General features: G+C 60.5%; 20 protein-coding genes. 14 read left to right on the top strand and 6 right to left on the bottom strand.

Annotated features, from left to right (window positions below):
* Positions 1-6 precede the first annotated feature (6 nt).
* Positions 7-288 (bottom strand): hypothetical protein, encoded by a 282-nt coding sequence (locus AWB79_RS40505; protein WP_157695811.1) that lies wholly within the window; start codon positions 286-288, stop codon positions 7-9.
* A gap of 1 nt (position 289) precedes the next feature.
* Here AWB79_RS40505 and AWB79_RS40500 point away from each other — a divergent pair, with 1 nt between their 5' ends.
* A complete protein-coding gene (locus tag AWB79_RS40500) occupies positions 290-1,717 on the top strand; it encodes a methyl-accepting chemotaxis protein (RefSeq protein ID WP_269767978.1) in 1,428 nt (475 codons plus the stop codon).
* A gap of 51 nt (positions 1,718-1,768) precedes the next feature.
* Here the strand turns inward: AWB79_RS40500 and AWB79_RS20575 are convergent, their stop codons facing one another.
* The 4 genes from AWB79_RS20575 to AWB79_RS20560 all read right to left on the bottom strand — a co-directional run bounded on the left by AWB79_RS20575 (position 1,769) and on the right by AWB79_RS20560 (position 5,845).
* The gene (locus AWB79_RS20575) at positions 1,769-3,238 is read right to left on the bottom strand and encodes an aldehyde dehydrogenase (protein ID WP_061169291.1); all 1,470 of its coding nucleotides are present in this window, start codon (positions 3,236-3,238) and stop codon (positions 1,769-1,771) included.
* Positions 3,239-3,250: 12 nt separating this feature from the next.
* On the bottom strand, positions 3,251-4,288 hold the full coding sequence (locus AWB79_RS20570) for an LLM class flavin-dependent oxidoreductase (protein WP_061169290.1): 1,038 nt from the start codon (positions 4,286-4,288) through the stop codon (positions 3,251-3,253).
* Positions 4,289-4,455: 167 nt separating this feature from the next.
* Entirely contained in the window at positions 4,456-5,274 is an 819-nt protein-coding gene (locus AWB79_RS20565; protein ID WP_061169289.1) for an alpha/beta fold hydrolase, read from the bottom strand.
* The gene (locus tag AWB79_RS20560; RefSeq protein WP_061169288.1) at positions 5,243-5,845 is read right to left on the bottom strand and encodes an amino acid synthesis family protein; all 603 of its coding nucleotides are present in this window, start codon (positions 5,843-5,845) and stop codon (positions 5,243-5,245) included. Before AWB79_RS20560 ends, AWB79_RS20565 begins: the two co-directional genes overlap by 32 nt.
* Positions 5,846-6,064: 219 nt before the next feature.
* Between AWB79_RS20560 and AWB79_RS20555 the strand changes: the two genes are divergently transcribed.
* The 13 genes from AWB79_RS20555 to AWB79_RS20495 all read left to right on the top strand — a co-directional run bounded on the left by AWB79_RS20555 (position 6,065) and on the right by AWB79_RS20495 (position 20,412).
* Complete coding sequence (locus AWB79_RS20555) at positions 6,065-6,643, top strand: amino acid synthesis family protein (RefSeq protein ID WP_061169287.1); 579 nt, start codon at positions 6,065-6,067, stop codon at positions 6,641-6,643.
* A complete protein-coding gene (locus tag AWB79_RS20550) occupies positions 6,640-7,512 on the top strand; it encodes an alpha/beta fold hydrolase (RefSeq protein ID WP_061169286.1) in 873 nt (290 codons plus the stop codon). The genes AWB79_RS20555 and AWB79_RS20550 overlap by 4 nt, the downstream gene beginning before the upstream one ends.
* The gene (locus AWB79_RS20545; RefSeq protein WP_061169285.1) at positions 7,505-8,458 is read left to right on the top strand and encodes a flavin reductase; all 954 of its coding nucleotides are present in this window, start codon (positions 7,505-7,507) and stop codon (positions 8,456-8,458) included. The genes AWB79_RS20550 and AWB79_RS20545 overlap by 8 nt, the downstream gene beginning before the upstream one ends.
* Before the next feature lie 90 nt (positions 8,459-8,548).
* Positions 8,549-9,592, top strand: a complete 1,044-nt coding sequence (locus tag AWB79_RS20540; protein WP_061169284.1) for an LLM class flavin-dependent oxidoreductase — start codon at positions 8,549-8,551, stop codon at positions 9,590-9,592.
* 41 nt (positions 9,593-9,633) lie between these two features.
* Positions 9,634-11,106 carry an aldehyde dehydrogenase gene (locus AWB79_RS20535; RefSeq protein WP_061169283.1) on the top strand — a complete coding sequence of 491 codons (1,473 nt, stop codon included), beginning with the start codon at positions 9,634-9,636 and terminating at the stop codon, positions 11,104-11,106.
* A gap of 57 nt (positions 11,107-11,163) precedes the next feature.
* A complete protein-coding gene (locus AWB79_RS20530) occupies positions 11,164-12,291 on the top strand; it encodes a zinc-dependent alcohol dehydrogenase family protein (RefSeq protein ID WP_061169282.1) in 1,128 nt (375 codons plus the stop codon).
* Positions 12,288-13,085 (top strand): poly(R)-hydroxyalkanoic acid synthase subunit PhaE, encoded by a 798-nt coding sequence (locus AWB79_RS20525; RefSeq protein ID WP_061169281.1) that lies wholly within the window; start codon positions 12,288-12,290, stop codon positions 13,083-13,085. The genes AWB79_RS20530 and AWB79_RS20525 overlap by 4 nt, the downstream gene beginning before the upstream one ends.
* Positions 13,086-13,093: 8 nt before the next feature.
* Complete coding sequence (gene phaC, locus AWB79_RS20520; RefSeq protein WP_061169280.1) at positions 13,094-14,203, top strand: class III poly(R)-hydroxyalkanoic acid synthase subunit PhaC; 1,110 nt, start codon at positions 13,094-13,096, stop codon at positions 14,201-14,203.
* Complete coding sequence (locus AWB79_RS20515; protein ID WP_232470951.1) at positions 14,193-15,095, top strand: alpha/beta fold hydrolase; 903 nt, start codon at positions 14,193-14,195, stop codon at positions 15,093-15,095. The genes phaC and AWB79_RS20515 overlap by 11 nt, the downstream gene beginning before the upstream one ends.
* A gap of 31 nt (positions 15,096-15,126) precedes the next feature.
* Complete coding sequence (locus AWB79_RS20510; protein ID WP_082862402.1) at positions 15,127-17,079, top strand: acyl CoA:acetate/3-ketoacid CoA transferase; 1,953 nt, start codon at positions 15,127-15,129, stop codon at positions 17,077-17,079.
* A 233-nt stretch (positions 17,080-17,312) separates the two neighbouring features.
* Positions 17,313-18,716, top strand: coding sequence for a purine-cytosine permease family protein (locus AWB79_RS20505; RefSeq protein WP_061169279.1), 1,404 nt, complete (start codon positions 17,313-17,315; stop codon positions 18,714-18,716).
* 52 nt (positions 18,717-18,768) lie between these two features.
* On the top strand, positions 18,769-19,155 hold the full coding sequence (locus AWB79_RS20500) for a carboxymuconolactone decarboxylase family protein (RefSeq protein ID WP_061169278.1): 387 nt from the start codon (positions 18,769-18,771) through the stop codon (positions 19,153-19,155).
* Between the two features lie 261 nt (positions 19,156-19,416).
* The gene (locus AWB79_RS20495) at positions 19,417-20,412 is read left to right on the top strand and encodes an MFS transporter (RefSeq protein ID WP_061169277.1); all 996 of its coding nucleotides are present in this window, start codon (positions 19,417-19,419) and stop codon (positions 20,410-20,412) included.
* 290 nt (positions 20,413-20,702) lie between these two features.
* On the opposite strand, the gene AWB79_RS39585 is transcribed toward AWB79_RS20495, so the two are convergent.
* Positions 20,703-21,023, bottom strand: coding sequence for a hypothetical protein (locus AWB79_RS39585; protein ID WP_157695810.1), 321 nt, complete (start codon positions 21,021-21,023; stop codon positions 20,703-20,705).
* Between the last annotated feature and the right edge of the window lie 66 nt (positions 21,024-21,089).

Below are 21,089 nucleotides of genomic sequence, written 5' to 3'. Positions count from 1 at the left end.
ACCATACTATGGCATACCATCTTCTTTGTCGTTAAGCGTATAGGAAGCGCGTTCGGGCAGATTTGGCGCGAACGCGATCCAACTCGCTCGGCGGCTGTCGCCAAGCCTGACAGCCGCCTTCCAGACAAAGACGACCATGAAAAAGATCCAGAACCTGCCGATCGCGGTAAAGATAGGCGTTGCATTCGCCGCAGTCATTTTCACCTTCGCGGTGAGCGCCTTCATATGCATCTTCAGCATCAAGGCAATCGACCATAAACAGAACGAGATTGCCGCATCGGAAAGCACGTTGCTTCTGCTGAAGGACGGCACGGCGGACTATCTGAACATCGTCTGGGCGGTTCTCGCGAACAACCTGAACGGCGAGCCGGGCCACAAGGCGTGGATCGACGGGCACGCCAAAGACTTCCACACGCGGCTCTCCGGCATTCAGGCGGCCGATGCGACCGGAGACAACGCGACGCTCATCGCGAAGGCGAGCGATGAGTACGATGCGTGGCTTCACACGGTCGTGAATCCCTTGATCGAGATGCGCAAGAAGGTCGATGGGTTCTCGGCCAGCGTGAGCGATCTTTCGCAGATGACGGAGCGCTTCGGCTCGTATCTCGGCACGGAGAAGCTGATCGCCTCGGTCGACAGGATTCAGACCTACGAGCAGGAAAAGATTGCGGCGAACCGGCAGGAACTCGACGCGTTGCGCGCCCGCATCTATACGACGATCTTCGTTTCATCGGCGATTGCCGCGATCGCCGCGGTGCTCGCGGGAACCTGGCTTGCACGCATCGTTTCCCGTCCGCTGAAACAAGCCGTGAGCGTCGCCACCCGTGTGGCCGACGGCGATCTGACGGCGCGCATCGAGGCGTCGTCGCTGGACGAAACCGGGCAACTGATGGCAAGCCTCAAGTCGATGAATCAAAGCCTGTCCAGGCTCGTCGGCCATGTGAGGATCGGCGCGGACGGCATCGCAACCGCATCGAGCGAGATCGCCGCCGGTAATCTTGATTTGTCCGCGCGAACGGAAGAGCAGGCAAGCTCGCTCGCGGAAACGGCGGCCAGCATGACGCAACTCACCGACACGGTTAAACAGAACAGCCAGAATGCGCGCCATGCCAATACGCTCGCCACGAGCGCGTCCGACATGGCCGATTCCGGCAACGAAGCTGTTCAGAACATGGTTCGAACCATTCAGCAGATCAGCAACAGCTCCAGCAAGATTTCCGATATCACCGGCGTGATCGAGGGCATCGCGTTCCAGACGAACATTCTTGCGCTCAATGCGGCAGTCGAAGCAGCGCGCGCCGGCGATCAGGGCCGTGGGTTCGCGGTCGTGGCGAGCGAAGTTCGCAGCCTCGCGCAGCGTTCGGCAACGGCGGCGAAGGAGATCAAGGAACTGATCGTCGCGTCGGTCGAAACGGTACAGAGCGGCGAACGGCAGGCGGCCGAAGTCGGCGACACCATTGCTCAGGTGCGGCTCGCGATCAGACAGGTGTCGGATATCGTCGGTGAAATCGCGGCGGCGTCCGAGTCACAGGGCCAGGGGATCGAAGAGGTGAATCTGGCCGTCACCCAGATGGATCAGGTGACGCAACAGAACGCGGCGCTCGTGGAACAGGCGGCGGCAGCGGCGCATTCGCTCGAAGAACAGACGGAGAATCTCAGAAGTCTGGTCGCGGTGTTCAAGCTCGAAGACCAACGCCATTCCGCGCTGCTCGGTTGAAGCACGACGGCGAACGGCTACGCCGAGGCGTAACCGTAGTTCGCGGTTGAATCAGCGCATGACGAACGGATCGTCGATCGGATCATCCGACGTGCGCAGCCACACGGTTCGCGTCGTCGTGTACTCCAGCGCGGCGCTCATTCCGCCTTCGCGGCCGTGTCCCGACAGGCCGAAGCCGCCGAACGGCGCGAGCGGCGACACCACGCGATAGGTGTTGATCCACACGATGCCCGATCTGATGCGCTTCGACACACGATGCGCGCGCGTCAGATTCGTCGTGAAGATGCCGGCAGCAAGGCCATAAACCGTGCTGTTCGCCTTCGCGATCGCTTCTTCTTCGGAGGCGAACGTATCGACGGAAAGCACGGGCCCGAACAGTTCCTTCGTGATGCAGTCCGGCCGATCGAGGCCGGAGCAATCGAGAATCGTCGGCGCGTAGTAGAAGCCGTCGCGATCCAGCGTCTTGCCGCCCGTGAGCACTTTCGCGCCCTGACGCAACGAGGCATCGACGACCGATTCGATGTTCTTGCGCTGGCGTTCCGTGCATAGCGGCCCGAACTCCGTGTCCACCTCGTTCGGCGAACCCACGCGAATGCGCTCGACGCGTTCCACCAGCATCGCGAGGAAGCGCTCCTTCACGGATTCCTCGACCAGCAGACGCGATCCCGCCACGCAGCTTTGACCGCTCGCCGCGAAGATGGCCGCGACTTGCGCATTCACCGCGCTCTGGATGTCGGTATCGGCGAACACGATGAACGGCGACTTGCCGCCCAGTTCGAGGGATACCTTCGCGAGATTGTTCGACGTATTCGCGACGATATGCTTCGCGGTTTCCGGTCCGCCGGTGAAGGCGACCTTCGAGACCTTCGGATGGCTGCTCAATACCGCGCCGCATTCCGGCCCGAAGCCGGTGACGACGTTGACCACGCCCGCGGGAAAGCCCGCTTCGTGGATCAACTTCGCGAATTCGAGCAACGGGCCGGGCGCTTCTTCGGAGGCCTTCAGCACCACCGTGCAGCCCGCGGCGAGCGCGGGTCCGACCTTGACGGCGGAAAGAAACAACTGGCTGTTCCACGGCACGATTGCCGCGACCACCCCGACAGGCTCGCGTTCGAGCCACACCTGCATGTCAGGCTTGTCGACGGGAATGTGACTGCCTTCGAGCTTGTCGGCGATGCCCGCGTAATAGCGGTAATAATCGGCGACATAAGCGATCTGACTCGACGTCTCGCGGATGATCTTGCCGGTATCGTTCGTTTCGATTTCCGCCAGACGCGGCGCGGCTTTCTCGACGAGATCGGCGAGCTTGTGAAGCAGCTTGCCGCGCGCCGATGCGCTCAGGCCCGCCCACGCGCGGTCATTCAATGCGCGGCTCGCTGCATCGACTGCGCGGTTCACCTGTTCGGTGCGCGCCTCGGGCATCTCGGCCCAGACCGCGCCCGTCGCCGGGTTCACGCTGCCGAAACTCGCGGCGCCGGATTCGAACTGGCCGTCGATATAAAGCTGGAATTGGGGGTTCATGAAATCGTTACCTCATGCGAAGGCTGGCATCACGTCGCGAATCATGCGTTCGAGCGACGCCTTCTTGCGCTCGAAGCTCATGCCCGTGTCGATCCAGAACGAATACTCGTCGAAGCCGAGCGCTTCATAAGCCTTCAGACGCGCGATGACCTCTTCGGGCGTGCCGATGACATTGTTCTTGCGCATCGCGTCCGGCGTATAGAACGGATGTGCGGCGATCTCTTCCGGGCTGAGCGTCTTGATCATGCCGCGGCTGACCGGGCGCTCGTTCTTGAACCATGCGCCGAAGTAGTTGTAGAAAACGTTGACTTCGTCGGCTGCAACTTGCGCGTCGTCTTCGCTGCTCGCGACGTAGGTATGCCGGAGCAGCATGATTTGCGGGCGCGGCATGTCGCTGTATTTTTCGCAGGCGGCGTTGAAGTGGCCGACGAGCTTTTCCACTTCTTCATCGCCCATATGCAGCGGCGTGACCTGCACGTTGCAGCCGTTCGACACGGCGAATTCGTGGCTGTTGGGATCGCGCGCGGCGACCCAGATCGGCGGATGAGGCTGCTGCAACGGCAGCGGCGACGAAGTCGTCGACGGGAAATTCCAATACTCGCCTTCATGGGCGTAGTCGCCTTCCCACAGCTTCTTCACCGCCGGAATCAGTTCGCGCATGCGCTGGCCCGCGTTCCATGCATCGAGGCCCGGCATGAGCCGTTCGTATTCGAACGAATACGCGCCGCGCGCGATGCCGAGTTCGAGCCGCCCGTCCGTGATGATGTCGGTCATCGCCGCTTCGCCCGCGAGCTTGATCGGATGCCAGAACGGCGCGATCACGGTGCCCGTGCCGAGCCTCACGTTCTTCGTCTTGTTGGCGAGATCGACGAGATTGAGGAACGGATTCGGCGCGATGGTGAAGTCCATGCCGTGATGCTCGCCGGTCCAAACGGCGTGCATGCCGCCACGGTCGGCGATCTGGCACAGCTCGACCATCTCTTCGTAGAGCTGCTTCTGGGTGGTCTTGTCGGAGACGCGCTCCATGTGAACGAAAAGCGAAAAACGCATGGTGCAACCTTTTCAAGAGTGAAGCGGGCGTACGTGAACGGATTCGCGGTGAAGCCTGCGAGTGGCCGTCGTCACGAGCGACAGTGCGCTCGCAACGACGTTCAGACAGGCCCCGAAAGCGTCGCGAAGCTCGCGGGTGTGTTTGGAACTGTCGCCGGGCGTGATGCTCACGCTGCCGACGGCATCGATTCTTCGTGCGGTTCGCGATCCAGCCACGCACGCAAGGCGCGATTGACCTTGTCCGGCGCGGTGAGGTTCACCATGTGGCGCTCGTCTTCGATCACCACGGCCGTGCCGTTGCGGGCGGCTTGGGCCATTTGTCGTGTCATGGCGGGCGTGGAGTTCGGATCGTCCGCGCCGGTCAGGACGAGCGCGGGGCAGGAGACCGTGCGCCAGCCATCGGCATAGGTTTCGTCGCCGCTGGCGAACGCCGTGTAAGCCGCGGCGTAGCCATCGATCCCGACCGATTTCAGCCACGACTCGACCTTGCGGGCGGAGATTCGCTGCGCTTCTTCGTCGTTGAACCAGCGCCGCAACGGCGTTTCCACGTCGATGGTTCCCGACCGAAGCTCGGCCGCGCGATCGAGCACCGCCTGCCGCGCCTCCGCTGTGCGCCGGTACACGCCGTTCAGCACGGCGACGCGCTTCACCAGATTCGGCCGCGTGACAGCGACGCCCGCGACGATCAGCGATCCCATCGAATGCCCAGCCAGATTCACGGGACCGGCGTCGAGCGCTTCGATGAACTCGATCGCCCAGTGCACGAACGCTTGCAGCGTGGCGTGGGCATCGAGCGCGTCGCTGCCGCCGTGACCCGGCATATCGACCGCGATGACGCGGAAGTCGCGCGAGAGCTCATCGATTTGCGGATACCACGCCTGCGCCCGCATCCCGACGCCGTGAATCAGAACCAGCGGCTCGCCGGTTCCGTGCTCGAGATAGTGCGCGCTGCGCTTACTTGACAGCTGCAGGATTGTTGACGTCATTGCCGAGTTCAGCGAGGTCTTTATAACGGTCACCAATGCGGTGATGCGGACGACCACCGGTCGCGCCGCCGATGGCGATCACGAGTTCATCGGCTGCCGGCGCGTCGGGAATGGCGAACTGGAGCGTCAGATAGTGCGAGCGGCGTCCTTCGTCGTTCTTGTCCATCATCGGGATCAGGAGTGGTGAATTCGCCGGCCCGCGCGTGTTGTTGAACGCGAGATACGACTTCGCGCCGACCGCGCTGCGATACGTGTTGCCGAAGTGCAGCGTGTGGATCAGCGCGGACGCGTGTTCCAGTTCGCCGTCAACGCCCACGATCGCGCTCTTGCCGAATGCTTCGACGGCCTCGCCGGAACCGGCTTCGTCCAGGATGAGTTTGGTGAGGTACGCGCTCAGTTGCGGCGCGATCTCACGAATCTCGGGCGAGAGATCCTCGACATAGCCGCGGCCCGCCCACGGATTCTTGATGACGGCGGCGGCGCCGATCATTTTCAGCGGCTTGGAGGCGTCTTTGTCGCCGTCCACGTGAACGGTTTCGACGTGAAGAATCGATTTTCGAATGAGGCTCATAGGGAGGATCTTCTCTGAAAAGTAAGAACGTGGTTGATTATGGAATTCCATACTATGGCAGGCCATGCGTGTATACCCTGCGCCGCATTTGACTTGTTTCGACTGATGTTTCTATCGGAGTGCCGTACTATGGAATACCATAATATATCTTGGATCGCGGCCTTCGTACTATTCGTCTCATGCTCTTAACGCCGATGTCGGGCTTTTTCGGAGAACGAGATGAAACTGGAAGTGCGCAAGCTGGTGACGTTTAGCGAGGAAACGCGGATCGAAGGAGAGAAGGCCGCCGAGCGCCCGTTGAAGATGTTCGGTGTCGCGGCGGTTCTTCGGAATCCGTGGGCGGGGCGTGGATTCGTCGAAGATCTCAAGCCGGAGATCCACGCGCTGGCGTCGCCTTTGGGCGAAATGCTGACGGCGGAAATCATCCGCGCGGCAGGTTCGGGCGATGCCGTCGAAGGCTACGGCAAGGCCGCGATCGTCGGGACGTCCGGCGAAGTCGAACACGCGTCCGCTCTGATCCACACGCTTCGTTTCGGAAATCACTTCCGCAACGCGGTCGGCGCCAAAAGCTATCTGAGCTTCACCAATCTGCGCGGCGGGCCGAACTGCCCGATCACGATTCCGCTCATGCACAAGCATGACGAAGGGATGCGTTCGCACTACCTCACCGTCCAGTTCTCGATCGTCGATGCGCCCGCGCCGGACGAACTCGTCATCGCGCTGGGCGCATCGATCGGCGGCCGGCCGCACCATCGCATCGGCGATCGCTATCAGGATCACAAGGAGCTGGAATCGTGAAGCCGCAGGAAAGCCACCTCGTCTCGGGCGGCACGACGGCCGGCACCTGCTACAGCCTGTATGCATCGCGCGCGGGCGCATCCAGCGAGACGGTCGTGCTGATTCATGGCGTCGGCATGAATCATCATGTGTGGGCGCCGCAAATCGACTTCCTGACGCGGCATTTTCAGGTGCTGGCCTTTGACATGCTCGGTCACGGCGGCAGTTCGCTGCCGAGCGAGCAACCTGCCCTCGATGAATATGCGGCACAGGTCGGGGCGCTGCTCGACACGCTGAATATCGAACGCGCGCATATCGTCGGACATTCGATGGGCGCGCTGGTCGCACTCGAATTCGCGCTTTCGTATTCGGAGCGCACGCTCAGTGTTGCCGCGCTCAATGCGGTCTATGACCGCTCCCCTGAACAACGCGCTGCAATCGTCGGCCGCGCGGATTCGCTGGATTCGGGCACGGCAATGGCAGGCGTCGATGACACGATTTCGCGCTGGTTCGGCGATCCGGTGCCGGCTTCGCTGAAGCAATCAGCGCATGATTTGCGTCACTTGCTTCTGACGGTTCAACCGGTGGGCTATGCGCGCACGTATCGGCTATTCGCGAATTCCGACGACGTGCATGTGCATCGTTTGCCCGAGCTGGCGGTTCCGGCGCTTTTCCTCACGGGAGAATGCGATCCCAATTCCAGCCCTGACATGTCGCGGGCGATGGCGGCCGTGACGCCTGGTGGAAGAGCCGAGATCATCGCGGGTGCGCGACACATGATGTCCGTGACCGATCCCGACGAAGTGAACGAAAGACTGATCTGTTTTCTATTGAATTCGTCGGAAAAAGTCAAAGCCGGCGCAGAAACTAAAGGAGCGCGTCATGAATGAGACGGCAATTGAAAAGACGCTGGACCCGCTGGAGTTTCGTCGCGCGCTGGGCGCGTTCGTCACCGGCGTGACGGTGGTCACGACGATTCAGGAGGACGGTTCGCCGCGAGGTTTCACGGCCAACTCTTTCAGTTCCGTATCGCTCGATCCACCGCTCATTCTCGTTTGCATCGCGAAGACCGCATCGAGTCATGCCGTCTTTTCGAAGACCGATCACTTCGCTGTGAGCGTGCTGGCGGAAGATCAGAAGTCGGTATCGGGCGTGTTCGCTTCTAAGGCCGCCGACAAGTTCGCTCAAGTCGAATGGCATGCGCGAACCACCGGCGCACCGCTCATGACCGGCGCCGCCGCCAGCTTCGATTGCATGACCCATCAGGTCGTCGATGCGGGCGATCACATCATCCTGATCGGTCGCGTGGTGGAGTTCACGCACACGTCGTCTTCGCCGCTTGGTTATTGTCGCGGCGCGTATGTCAATTTCAGCCTGACGCAGGAAGCGCTCACCGCGGCCGGGTCGACCGCAAAAGTCGGTGCGATTCTCGAACACGACGATCGCATCGCCCTTCTGGAAACCCCTCGCGGACTGGAATTGCCGACGGGCGTGAAGCTCGAACCGGCCAGCAACGCGAATAGCTTGCGCGGCGTGCTTGCAAAGCTCGGACTCGAAGCGAATCTGGATTTCCTTTTCGCCGTTTTCGAAGGACAAAGCGATCAACCCGGCGTGCATGTCTACTATCGCGGACGCGTGCTCGATAACAGCGGCCTCGCGGCAAACAGCTCGCTTCGCATGATTCCCCTGAACGAGATTCCCTGGGACCAAGTGCGCGACAGCGCCGTGAAATCGATGCTTCAACGGTATGTGCGCGAGCGAAGCGAAGACGCGTTCGGCATCTATGTAGGCGACTCGGAAACGGGAACGGTGCAATCGCTTGCACGTCAGCATTGAACGACGAACGAAGTTATCAGGAAAAGAAAGTCGAGCGCGACACGAGGTGAGTGATTGGGCACGACGTGAACAATCAGTGGAGAAGACGAGATGAAATTTTCTTTGTTTTTGCATATGGAGCGATACGACACCAAGACGTCGCATCGCGAATTGTTCGACCAGATGACCGAACTCGTGCAGCTCGCCGAGCGCGGCGGCTTCGAGACGGCCTGGATTGGCGAACACCACGCGATGGAATTCACGATCGCGCCGAATCCCTTCGTCAATCTGTCTTATCTCGCCGCGAAGACGGACAAGATTCGTCTTGGAACGGGCACTGTTATCGCTCCTTTCTGGCATCCGATCGCGCTTGCCGGTGAAGCAGGAATGGTCGATGTCGCGAGTAACGGGCGGCTCGATATCGGCATCGCGCGAGGCGCTTACTCATTCGAATACGAACGGCTTTTGCCGGGCCTCGACGCAATGAGCGCTGGCGCGCGCATGCGCGAACTCGTGCCGGCGCTGCGCAAACTGTTCAAGGGCGATTACGCGCATCAGGGTGAATTCTGGTCGTGGCCTTCGACCACGCCGGTGCCGCGTCCGATTCAGCAGCCGTATCCGCCGTTGTGGCTCGCCGCGCGTGATCCGAGTTCGCATGCCTTCGCGGTGGCCAACGGCTGCAACGTGCAAGTCACGTCGCTCGCTGCGGGTGATGCCGAAGTCGCGAGCCTCATGGAACGCTTCAACGCCGCTTGCGCCGCGCATCCCGATGTTCCGCGTCCGCAAGTGATGATGCTGATGCACACGTTCGTCGGCGAAGATGCGGCGGAAGTCGACGCAGGTGTCGAAGATCTTGCGCGGTTCTATCGCTACTTCAGCAAGTGGTTCAAGAACGAGCGTCCTGTCGAGCAAGGCTTTATCGAGCAGCTCACGGAAGCGGACGTCGATATGTTCCCGCAATACTCCGCCGAGTCGATTCGAAAGAATCTGGTGATCGGCCAAGCAGCCGATGTCATCGCGCGGTTGAAAAGCTATGAAGAACTTGGCTATGACCAGTACAGCTTCTGGCTCGACAGCCATATGAGTTTCGAGCGCAAGAAGAAGTCGCTGCAATTGTTCATCGACAAGGTTATGCCTGCATTCCAGACGCGATAAGGCGAACGCGAATCGTATTCTTCAATTCAGGAGCGGCCGACATGGTGCAGCGGTTTCAGCAATATATCGATGGTGCATTCGAAGACGCGAAGGAACACTTCGATAGCATCGATCCCTCCACAGGCGAAGTCTGGGCGCATATGCCATCCGCCAGCGCGGACGATGTGGACCGCGCGGTGCAGGCGGCGCACCGTGCCTTCATGGACCCGGCGTGGGCGAATCTGAACGCGACCGCGCGCGGCAAGCTGCTATATCGCCTCGCGGATCTGGTGGCGCAACATGCGCCTCGTCTCGCGGAACTCGAAACGCGGGATACCGGCAAGCTTATTCGCGAGACGCGAGCGCAGATCGGCTATGTCGCGGAGTATTACCGCTATTACGCGGGCATTGCCGACAAGATGCAGGGCGCGTGGCTTCCCGTCGATAAGCCCGATATGGAAGTCACGGTGCGTCGCGAACCCGTCGGCGTGGTGGCCGCGATCGTGCCGTGGAATTCGCAACTGTTTCTTTCGGCGGTGAAAGTGGGACCGGCGCTCGCCGCTGGCTGCACGATCGTGCTCAAGGCGTCCGAAGACGGTCCCGCTCCATTGCTCGAATTCGCGCGGCTGGTCCACGAAGCGGGCTTCCCGAAAGGCGTCGTCAACGTCGTGACGGGTTTCGGCAACGAATGCGGACGCACGCTCACGAGCCATCCGCTCGTGTCGAAGATTGCGTTCACCGGTGGACCCGAAACGGCGCGTCATGTCGTGCGGAACTCGGCGGATAACCTCGCGGCGATGTCGCTTGAACTGGGTGGCAAATCGCCGGTACTGGTGTTCGACGATGCCGATATCGAAAGCGCATGCAATGCCGTCGTCGCGGGTATTTTTGCGGCGACCGGGCAAAGCTGTGTCGCCGGATCGCGTCTGGTGATTCAACGCGGCATTCACGATGCTTTCGTGGCGAAGCTTGTCGAGAAGGCGGAAGCGATTCGAATCGGCGATCCTCAGGATATGGCCACGGAAATGGGTCCGCTGGCGACTCGCCGGCAACTCGAACATATCCAGAAAGTCTTGAAGGATAGCGTCGAAGCGGGCGCCCGAGTGGCAACCGGCGGAAGCCAGCCTTCCGATAAAACCCGTGGCTATTATTTCCAGCCCACGATCGTCGACTGCCCCAACACGCAAGTGCCGAGTGTGACGAACGAGTTGTTCGGCCCGGTGCTGAGCGTCGTGACGTTCGATACCGAAGCGGAAGCCATCGCCATAGCCAACGACACGCGCTATGGACTTGCATCGGGCGTCTTCACGACGAACCTGACGCGCGCGCATCGGCTCTCGCGTGCACTGCGCGCAGGCATCGTCTGGGTGAATACCTATCGCGTCGTTTCGCCCATCGTGCCGTTCGGCGGTTATGGCTTGAGCGGGCTGGGACGGGAAGGCGGTTTCGATGCGGCGATGGAATACACGCGAACGAAGTCCGTCTGGATTCGAACCTCCGACGAACCGATCGTCGATCCATTCGTCATGCGATGAGCGAGGTGAGGCTCAAGCTCGTCCGTGCGCTCGTAACTATCTAATGGAACTAACAGAATGAAGATCAAAGCTGCTGTTTTGGAGGCTATGGGCGCGACGGCTCCCTATGCGGTTTCCCGTCCTCTGAAAATCGAAGACATCGAGCTTGCTCCGCCCGGACCGGGCGAAGTGTCGATCAAGATCGCGGCGGCGGGGCTTTGCCACTCGGATCTATCGGTGATCAACGGCGACCGGCCGCGTCCGATGCCGATGGCGCTCGGCCATGAAGCCGCTGGCGTCGTCCAGGAACTCGGCGCCGGTGTCACCGATCTTCAGGTAGGCGATCACGTCGTCGTCGTGTTCGTGCCGAGTTGCGGACACTGCGCGCCGTGTGCCGAAGGACGGCCTGCGCTGTGCGAGCCCGGTGCCGCGGCAAACGGCGCAGGTACGCTGCTTTCCGGCTCACGCCGCCTTACTCGCAGTGGCGAAGTCGTCAATCATCATCTTGGCTGCTCTGTCTTCGCCGAATATGCAACCGTGTCGCGCCGCTCCGTGGTGAAGATCGATCCGAGTGTGCCGCTCGACGAAGCGGCGTTATTCGGCTGCGCGGTGCTCACGGGCGTAGGCGCCGTCGTGAACACGGCGCAGGTTCGAGTGGGCGCGTCGGTGGCCGTGATCGGCCTGGGCGGCGTGGGACTGGCGGCGCTGATCGGCGCTCACGCGGCGGGCGCGCGGCAGATCATCGCGATCGACTTGTCGGATGAAAAACTGGAGCAGGCCAAGAGTCTCGGCGCTACGCATGTCGTCAATGCAGGCCGCGAGGATGCGCTCGCGCACATTCGCGAGTTGAGTTCGGGCGGTGTCGAATACGCCTTCGAATTCGCCGGATCGATCCGCGCGCTGGACCTCGCGTACAACATCACGCGCCGCGGCGGATCGACCGTCACTGCGGGCTTGCCGCCTTCCACCGCGCGCTGGCCCATGCCCGCGGTGAGTCTCGTGGCTGAAGAGCGCACCGTGAAAGGCAGTTATATCGGCACGTGCGTTCCGTCGCGCGATATTCCTCATTTCATCGAGCTATACAAGCAAGGCCGTTTGCCGGTGGACAAACTGCTCACTGGCCGATTGACGCTCGACGAGATCAATCACGGCTTCGATCTCTTGCACGAAGGCCGCGCGATCCGACAGGTGGTGGTGTTCGAATGAGCGACGCCAACGCAGGCTGGACCGAAGGATGGAACGCCATGCAGCAAGCGTTCTTCAAGTCGATGAATCCTTCAGCGGCAGAAACCGCGAAACCGCTCATGCAGGAACAGTTCGCGGACTTGCAGGAAACGTGGAAAGAGTCCATCGAAAAGTGGACTTCCTTCGTCAAGATCGGCGCCGGCTCCGACGCGTGGACGCCGCAAGCGCTGGGCGAGATGTTCTCCCCTGCGCGATGGAGCGGCAGCGGCGCGGGCGCATTCGACGCCGGTTTGCAGCGCGTGATCGAAGGGCCGAAGTACGCAACGCTTTGGGACTTCGATCGAAAGATCGCTGAATTGCAGAAGAAGGCGAGAGAGCGCGATCAGGCCGTGCTGGCTTATCAGGCCATCGTGCAACGCGCCTGGAACACGGCGCTCGAACGCTTGATGAAGTCGATGTCGTCATCGGAAGAAGGTACGCCATCGACCTGGCGCGGTCTGATTGATCGCTGGTTGAAGATCGCGAACGAAACGCTGATCGAGGCGCACCGGTCGGATGAATTCGTCGCTGCGCAAACGCGCATGTTGCGCGCGGCGTCGGATCATCGGTTGAAGGAACGCGCGATCGCCGAATCATGGTGCGAGGCGTATCACATTCCGACGCGCACCGAGGTCGATGAAATGCAGCGCACGATAACCGAATTGCGCCGGCAGATTCGCCTGCTGCAACGACACAACGCGGCGCAACAAGAGACGACGCAGCCGGTTCGAAAGACACGCGCGGCATCGAAAGCCACACGCCCGGTCCATTCCTGAGAGAACGTATGGCTGCCACCAAGAAATCGACCGCCGCACGGGCGATCGCCGAATTCAGCGACTTCAACCTGAAACTCGCCCGCGGACAGCAGATGCTCGACCGGATCAAGGACGAGCACGTAGAGATCGCCACCGCCGACAAGGACGTGGTGTTTCGGGAGGACAAGACGACGCTGTATCGATACAAGCCTACCGCCGAGCGCACGCTCGGGGTGCCGGTGCTCGTCGCGTATGGACAGATCGGCCGGTACACGATGACCGATCTGCAGGAAGACCGGTCGATGCTGCGCAATCTGCTCGCGCTCGGCGTCGACGTGTATGCCGTGGATTGGGGCAGCCCGACGCGCAGCGATCGCTGGCTCACGTTCGAAGACTATGTTGATGTCTATCTGAACGACTGTATCGAGTTCATCTGTCGCGAGCACGGCATCTCGGCGATCAACCTGCTTGGTATTTGCGAAGGCGGTGTCTTCTCGCTGTGTTATGCGGCGCTTTACCCGGAACGCATCAAAAACCTGATTCTGACGATCACGCCAGTGGACTTCCATCAGGACCAGGCCGAAGGCCGCGTCAATCACGGCTTGCTGAACCTCTGGACGCGCGGCTTGGGCGAGGATGACATCGACCAGTTGATCGAAGCGAACGGTAACTTGCCGGGCGAGTTGATGAGCCACGTCTTCTCGCAAATGACGCCGGGCGCGACCTTGTCGAAGTACAACGTAGGCTTGCTCGATACCTTCGACGACGAAAAGAAGCTGCTCAATTTTCTGCGTATGGAGAAGTGGCTGGCCGACCGGCCGCATCATCCAGGTGAAGCGGCCAAGCAGTTGCTCGTCAACCTCTACAAGAACAACGAGCTCATACGTGGCGAATTCAAACTCGGCGGTCGTACGGTCGATCTGAAGGACATTCGCATGCCGGTGCTCAACGTCTATGCGAAAGATGACCACATCATTCCGCCGAAGACGACTCAGGCGCTCGGCGATGCAGTAGGCAGCGACGATTATCGTGAGATCGGACTCGACGGCGGTCATGTCGGCGTATTCGTGAGCGGCAAGTCTCAGGGCGTGCTGGGCAAAGGCATCGTCGAGTGGTTGCGCGAGCGCGATGATGCGTGAGATCGAGCCGCGCTTCGATGCAGTGGCGCCGCGCTTCAGAGAGGTCGATGTCATCGGTCGAGGCGGTTTCCACAAGCTCGCGTATGCGGAATGGGGACCGTCGAAGTCCGATCGAACGGTCGTGTGTGTTCATGGCGTGTCGCGCAACGGACGGGACTTCGATGTCTTGGCCGCGTCGCTCGCGGCGCAGGACATGCGCGTGATTGTGCCCGACCTGCCCGGACGCGGACGCAGCGAATGGCTCGCGGCGCCGAGTCACTACACCGACCGCGCCTATGTGCGGGCGATGTCGACGCTCATCGCGCGACTCGATGTCGATCAGGTGGACTGGGTCGGCACGTCGCTCGGCGGCCATATCGGCATGCTGGTGGCATCGGAACGCGGCACGCCGATACGTCGCCTCGTGCTCAACGACTTCGGTGCGCGCGTGTCGGCTGCTTCGCTGCGCAGGATCGGCAGCTATCTGACGCGTTCGTGGCGTTTCGGCTCGGTCGAAGAAGTCGAAGCGCATCTGCGTGAAGTGCACGCGCCGTTCGGCAAGTTGAGCGATGCGCAGTGGCGTCATCTCGCCCTGCACAGCGCGGTCGAAGACGGCGCGGGCAGCTTGCGCTTTCACTTCGATCCGGGCATCGGATTGCGCTTCGCGATACCGATTCTGCTCGACGTGATCCTGTGGCACATCTGGGACAAGATCGAATGCCCGGTGCTCATCTTGCGCGGCGAAGACTCCGACCTGTTGGCACGCAGCACGGTAGACGCAATGCTCAAACGCGGGCCGGCCGCTGCCGCGGGCCGGGTAGCCGCAGTCGAGTTTCCCGATTGCGGTCACGCACCGGCATTGATGGACCCCGCGCAGATCGATGTCATCCAGAACTATCTTTTAACCGATTAGCCGACGCTCAACCGGCGCACCCGAGACTGCCATGATTCAAGACAAGATCGTTACCGCTGATGAAGCCATTGCATTGATACGAAATGGCGATGTCGTGAGTTGCTCGGGTTTCGTAGGCATCGGCACGCCCGAGGAATTGATTGCGTCGCTCGAACGGCGTTTCATCGAAACCGAAGGACCGCGCGATCTCACGCTCGTCTTCGCAGCGGCGCCGGGTGACGGCAAGGAACGCGGACTGAATCGGCTCGCGCACGAAGGACTCGTCCAACGCGCGATCGGCGGTCACTGGTCGCTGGTGCCGAAGCTCGGGAAACTCGCCACCGACAATCGCATCCAGGCCTACAACCTGCCGCTGGGTACGATCTCGCATCTGTATCGAGACTCCGCCGCGCATCGCGCGGGTACGCTGACGAAGGTCGGACTCGGCACGTTCGTCGATCCGCGACAAAGCGGCGGCAAGATCAACGCGCGAACGACACAGGACATCGTGCGGGTCATGGAGATCGACGGCGAGGAATGGCTCTTCTACAAGGCATTTCCGATCAACGTCGCGCTGATTCGCGGCACGACTGCCGACGCCGAAGGCAACATCACGATGGAGCGCGAAGCACTCATGCTCGACGCTCAGGCCGCCGCAATGGCCGCGCGAAATGCGAACGGACTCGTCATCGTGCAGGTGGAACGCCTTGCATCGAGCGGCTCGCTCGACGCTCGCAGCGTGGTCATTCCCGGCGTACTGGTCGATTGCGTCGTGCTGGCGCCGCCCTCGGCTCACAAGCAGACTTACGCCACCGATTACAACGCAGCGTATTCGGGCGAGATTCGCGTTCCGGTGAACAAGATTCCAGCTCTGGCGCTCGATGAAAGAAAGCTGATCGCGCGGCGCTGCGCCTTCGAGTTGCCGCTGGGCGGCGTAATCAATCTGGGAATCGGCATGCCCGAAGCGGTGGCCGCCGTCGCTGCAGAAGAGCGCGTGCTCGATCATCTGACCTTGACCGCCGAACCCGGCGTGATCGGCGGCATGCCGCAAGGCGGCCTCGACTTCGGCGCGGGCATCAATACTCAGGCCTTGCTGCATCAGAATCAGCAGTTCGACTTCTACGATGGCGGCGGGCTCGATCTCGCGTGTCTCGGCATGGCCGAAATCGATCGAATGGGCAATGTGAATGTCAGCCGCTTCGGTTCGCGTCTTGCGGGGTCGGGCGGATTCATCAATATCAGTCAGAACGCTCGCCGGCTCGTGTTTGCCGGGACATTCACCGCCGGAGGAATCGTCACCGCTGTCGAAGACGGCCGAATGCGAATCGTCACCGAAGGGCGGACCCGCAAGTTTGTCGAAGCGGTCGAGCAAGTCACGTTCAGCGGGCCGCTCGCCGCCGCGAAGGGACAGTCGGTGTATTACGTCACCGAGCGATGCGTGTTCAGGCTTCGACCCGAAGGCCTGCAATTGATCGAAGTGGCTCCGGGTATCGATGTCGAGCGCGACGTGCTGGCGCACATGGCGTTTCGGCCGCTCATCGCCGACGTCGCGGTGATGGACCCGCGTATCTACCGCCCGAAACCGATGGGGCTCGCCGCGGTTCTGCAGGATTTGCAACTGACGGACCGCCTGACCTACGACGAGGATCGCAACATCCTGTTCGCCAACTTCGAAGGCATGGCGATTCGCGCTGACGGCGACATCGAATGCGTGCGACGCGTCTTCGAAGGCATGTGTGCGCGCGTGGGACGGCGAGTGGCGTTGATCGTCAACTATGACGGCTTCCGGCTCGAAGAGTCGCTCGCCGACGAGTACTTTGAAATGGTCGCCGGCTTACAGCGCAAATACTATTCGACGACTACGCGATACACCACGAGCGCCTTCATGCGCATGAAACTAGGCGATGCACTTTCGTCTCGCCAGGCCGCCGCGCATATCTTTGAAACGCACACTGAGGCTTCTGAATTCATTCATACCAATTCGCATGTCGCAGGTGCGGCGTAAGCGTTTTGTCCGGCTGCTTTAATTAGGTATGCGGAATTATTAGTGCTGCGGCGTTCCAAACGCCAACAAGTAGCGTTACCTGCTTGTAATGATATGAAGAAAGTCAGGCGGGTTAACGCCGATGGGACGCCGTACTATGGTATGCCATCATATTCTTAACGTGCTGGAGAAGCCTTGCAGAAGTTTCAAGGCCTTTAATCTGGCAAATTCATTTATGAGTAGATGGAGACACCATGAAAGACTCAGCGGATGACAACGCCGTTTTTTCGATTGAGAGCGACTCGATCGAGTATGTCGGCCCCGAACATCGACACGGCAAGCCGAATGACCTTTTCACTTTATGGTTTTGCACGAATGTCGCGCCGTTGGCCGTCATTTCGGGCGCCACGTCCGTACTGGTATTTCACCTGGATCTCAAGAGCGCGATTCTCGCGATCGTGCTCGGCCAGTTTTTCGGCGCTATTTTTCATGCGCTGACGTCCGCGCAAGGGCCGCTCGTCGGCGTCGCGCAGATGATTCAAAGCCGCGCACAATTCGGTCGATATGGATCACTGCTGGTGGTGGGATTCACGACGCTGATCTATCTCGGGTTCTTCGTCTCGAACATCATTCTTTCGGGAAAAACGCTTCATGCGGCAGTCCCCGTCGTGCCCGAATCGATCGCGCCGGTCATTGGCGCGCTCCTCTCCACGCTTATCGGGGTCCTGGGCTATAACCTGATTCACCGCTTCAACAAGGTGGGCGCATGGTTCATGGGAGGCGCGCTTCTCATCGGCATGGCGCTGCTGATTCCGAACCTGACCGCGGCGGCGCTTCATCAAGGTCACTTCGATTTCGCCAACTGGTTCGCAATGTTCGGACTGTGCGCGATCTGGCAGATCAGCTTTGCACCTTATACGTCGGATTACTCGCGCTATCTTCCCAAGTCAACTGGCTTCGGCAAAGTCTTCGCGTTCACGTACTTCGGCACTTCGCTCGGTACGATCTTCGCGTTTATATTCGGCGCAGTGGCGGTGAGCGCGGGGCAGGGCACCGACGCGATGCAGGCCATTCAGACGCAAACGGGCGCGTTCGGTCATGTCCTGATCTTCCTGTTCCTGATTAACATCATCGGCCACAACGGGATGAATCTTTATGGGGCGGTGCTCTCCGTCATCACTGCCGCGCAAACATTCAGCCCGAAATGGCTTCCGGGGCGCAACGTTCGGATCGTTGTATCGACGGCGCTGCTGATTGCTTCGACCGCAACTGCATTGTGGGCGTCGAGCAACTTCCTCTCGATCTTCCTGAATGCAATCTTCGCGCTGCGTATCGTGTTGGCTCCGTGGATTGCGATCAACCTTGTCGACTTCTATCTGATTAACAATAAGACCTATCAAGTCGAAGAGATCATCAGCAGTACCGGCGGCGCATATGGATCCTTCAACTTCAAGGCAATCGGTGTCTATGTCTTCGGAATTGCGATTCAGATCCCCTTCATGGAAGAGTATTTCCATGGCGTGTGGGCAAACATCGCGGGTGGCGCCGATGTCTCGTGGATGATCGGTTTGATTATCTCCGCGCTGGTCTACTACGCGATTGCATCGAAACGCCATGCTCACGCGCGACGTGCCGCTCCTTCGCATACTCGCGCTTGAAAGTGAACCCGCTGCTACTTAACATCCAGATCCACGTTTCAATGGAGCCAAAATGAGAGACGACGATGCGCTGTTCGAGAAGGGCATGCCGATCCGACGCGCGGTGCTGGGCGCCGAATATGTGGATGCGTCGATGGCGAAAGCCGACGATTTCATGATGTCGTTCCAACGCGCCACGACTTCGTGGGCGTGGGGATGGGCCTGGGGAGATCCCACGCTCGATAACCGAACGCGCAGCCTGATGAATCTAGCGATGCTTACCGCGACAGGACACACGGAAGAGTTAAAGCTGCATGTCAAAGGCGCGTTGAACAACGGTCTTACAGTCGATGAAATCAAGGCCGCGTTGCTTCATGCCACTGCGTACTCGGGCATTCCATGTGGACTCGGTGCATTCAAGGCGGCTCACGAGGTTCTCAAACGAGAAGGCGCAATCTAGCGAAACGAAAGCGAGCCGATGATTTGCCCGGCTCGCCGAAGAAGAATCATCTACATCTGCAAGAACTCACTTCAGGCTAACTTAAAGTCATCTGCCGAATACCCGGAGTCCACTTATAAAAGAACGCGGCCGGTAACGGCCTGGATAAAGACGGAGGAGTCTACGTTCGTTGGCTGTTCCCTAACATCATTCTGAGCGATTACTCCACGAACACGTCATCCCGGACGGAGTTCCAGCACGGGTTGAATCGGGGCGAGGCCGGTGCTGCTCGCTTGCCGGCTGATTCTCGGCGTGGCTGAAGGCGTCTACTGGCCGCAACAATCGCGCTTCGCGAAGGCGTGGTTCGCACCGGACGAGCGCACCAAGGCGAACGCGATCATCCAGTATTACGGACAATATCTCGCGCTCGCATTCGGTTTCATCGTGCTGACGCCGATCTATCATGCGTTCGGCTGGCGTTCGATGTTCTTTCTGATGGGCGGCATCGGCCTGGTGATCGTCGTTCCGCTCTACATGGCGAAGCTGAAGCCCGAAAGCGAAGCGCCGTATCGCACGCCGCCAGCGCAATCGGGCGCGGCGAACAAGCTCACGTTCGCGGCGCTCGGCGGTCCGGCATTCCTGTTGTTGCTCGTGAGCTATATCACACAAGGCATGTTGTTTTGGGGCGTCGCGCTGTGGATTCCGCTCGCGGTGCAGTCGGTGGGCTTCACCGGCATGTCGCAGGCGTTCGCGAGTTCGTTGCCGTATATCGCCGCCGTGTTGCTCGCGCTGCCGATGTCGCGCATCAGCGACCGCACCGGCAAGCGCGTGCTGATCGCCGCGCTCGGCCTGCTGATTCCGGGCGTGCTGATGATGCTCCTGCCGCTGGTATCGAGCGGTTACGCGAAGCTCGGGCTCATCACGGTGGCGCTCGGTCTCTATGCGAGCAGCTATACGCCGAACATCTGGTCGATCCTGCAATCGTCGATTGAGCCGCAGGCGATCGGTCCGGCGTCGGGCATCATCAACGGCATCGGCGCGGGTGGCGGCGGCACGATCGCGGGCTTTCTGGTCGGCCTTCTTTATCGTTCGACGGGCTCGTCATTCTCGGCGGCATTTCGTTGCTGGCGTATGGCCGCGTGCAGAAATCGCGATTGCATCGGGACACGGACGCGCGTTTCGTGCACGGAACTCGCGAAGCAAATTGAGCGTGATGGCGCCGAGGTCAGGCGCCTGCCTGCAAGATGTCATGATGCGATTCCACTCTTCGAACCATAGATAAAAATTAGTCGGGACTAGGGGCTTTCCCTTATGCATCGACCCTCCTATATTGAATCAAGCATTTAGGAGGAGTGGACCTCTATCGAGGTCCGGGGAGCTCACATCATGAAAGTTTCAATCTTCGCAGTTGCGATTGCGGCCTCTCTGGCTGGCTGCGCCGGCGGTATGTCGAACGGTTTCGATCCGGCCACGCTGGGGTGGTCTTGATTTTCGCGCGAAGTTCCGGTTAGCCCAGTCCAAGCGCGACGAGGGTTTGCCGGCTGGCCCTTATTAAAATCCGTTCTGAATCAATGACATGTTGTCTGCCCCGAGGCTGAACCGAGAAATCGCCAGTCCAGGTTCACAGCAGGATCCGGTTCGGTAGCGGGCTTGACAACCACGACGCCGAGATCGCGCCGGTAGAACGCGATATCTGCGCCGCTGTGCGAATAGTCGCGCGGTGTCGGACCATGCGCGCGCCGACTATGAGAGGCGGCGTTACCTGCTGATAGACGACCCGACGCGCCGCGGACGGTCAGCGCCGCGCCTTTACGGACCTCGGAACGCGCCCGGTATCCGAAAACGCGCCGGGCCACGGCACGGTGCAACGATGCCAAGCCCACGGACATTGAGCCGGCTCCTGAAGAAGACGAGGGGCGGGATTTTCGCTCGTGCCCGGTTATTCTCCGTGCTCG

Source organism: Caballeronia hypogeia (genome assembly GCF_001544875.2).
Taxonomy (GTDB): Bacteria; Pseudomonadota; Gammaproteobacteria; order Burkholderiales; family Burkholderiaceae; genus Caballeronia; species Caballeronia hypogeia.
The sequence above is the reverse complement of the archived record's forward strand: the minus strand, read 5'-3'. Positions and strand labels throughout refer to the sequence as shown.

Excerpts from the sequence above, each read along its gene's own strand:
- AWB79_RS20575 (WP_061169291.1), bottom strand. The coding sequence starts at position 3,238 with ATGAACCCCCAATTCCAGCTTTATATCGACGGCCAGTTCGAATCCGGC.
- AWB79_RS20570 (WP_061169290.1), bottom strand. The coding sequence starts at position 4,288 with ATGCGTTTTTCGCTTTTCGTTCACATGGAGCGCGTCTCCGACAAGACC.
- AWB79_RS20565 (WP_061169289.1), bottom strand. The coding sequence starts at position 5,274 with ATGACGTCAACAATCCTGCAGCTGTCAAGTAAGCGCAGCGCGCACTAT.
- AWB79_RS20560 (WP_061169288.1), bottom strand. The coding sequence starts at position 5,845 with ATGAGCCTCATTCGAAAATCGATTCTTCACGTCGAAACCGTTCACGTG.
- AWB79_RS20555 (WP_061169287.1), top strand. The coding sequence starts at position 6,065 with ATGAAACTGGAAGTGCGCAAGCTGGTGACGTTTAGCGAGGAAACGCGG.
- AWB79_RS20545 (WP_061169285.1), top strand. The coding sequence starts at position 7,505 with ATGAATGAGACGGCAATTGAAAAGACGCTGGACCCGCTGGAGTTTCGT.
- AWB79_RS20540 (WP_061169284.1), top strand. The coding sequence starts at position 8,549 with ATGAAATTTTCTTTGTTTTTGCATATGGAGCGATACGACACCAAGACG.
- AWB79_RS20535 (WP_061169283.1), top strand. The coding sequence starts at position 9,634 with ATGGTGCAGCGGTTTCAGCAATATATCGATGGTGCATTCGAAGACGCG.
- AWB79_RS20530 (WP_061169282.1), top strand. The coding sequence starts at position 11,164 with ATGAAGATCAAAGCTGCTGTTTTGGAGGCTATGGGCGCGACGGCTCCC.
- AWB79_RS20525 (WP_061169281.1), top strand. The coding sequence starts at position 12,288 with ATGAGCGACGCCAACGCAGGCTGGACCGAAGGATGGAACGCCATGCAG.
- phaC (WP_061169280.1), top strand. The coding sequence starts at position 13,094 with ATGGCTGCCACCAAGAAATCGACCGCCGCACGGGCGATCGCCGAATTC.
- AWB79_RS20515 (WP_232470951.1), top strand. The coding sequence starts at position 14,193 with ATGATGCGTGAGATCGAGCCGCGCTTCGATGCAGTGGCGCCGCGCTTC.
- AWB79_RS20510 (WP_082862402.1), top strand. The coding sequence starts at position 15,127 with ATGATTCAAGACAAGATCGTTACCGCTGATGAAGCCATTGCATTGATA.
- AWB79_RS20505 (WP_061169279.1), top strand. The coding sequence starts at position 17,313 with ATGAAAGACTCAGCGGATGACAACGCCGTTTTTTCGATTGAGAGCGAC.
- AWB79_RS20500 (WP_061169278.1), top strand. The coding sequence starts at position 18,769 with ATGAGAGACGACGATGCGCTGTTCGAGAAGGGCATGCCGATCCGACGC.
- AWB79_RS39585 (WP_157695810.1), bottom strand. The coding sequence starts at position 21,023 with ATGTCCGTGGGCTTGGCATCGTTGCACCGTGCCGTGGCCCGGCGCGTT.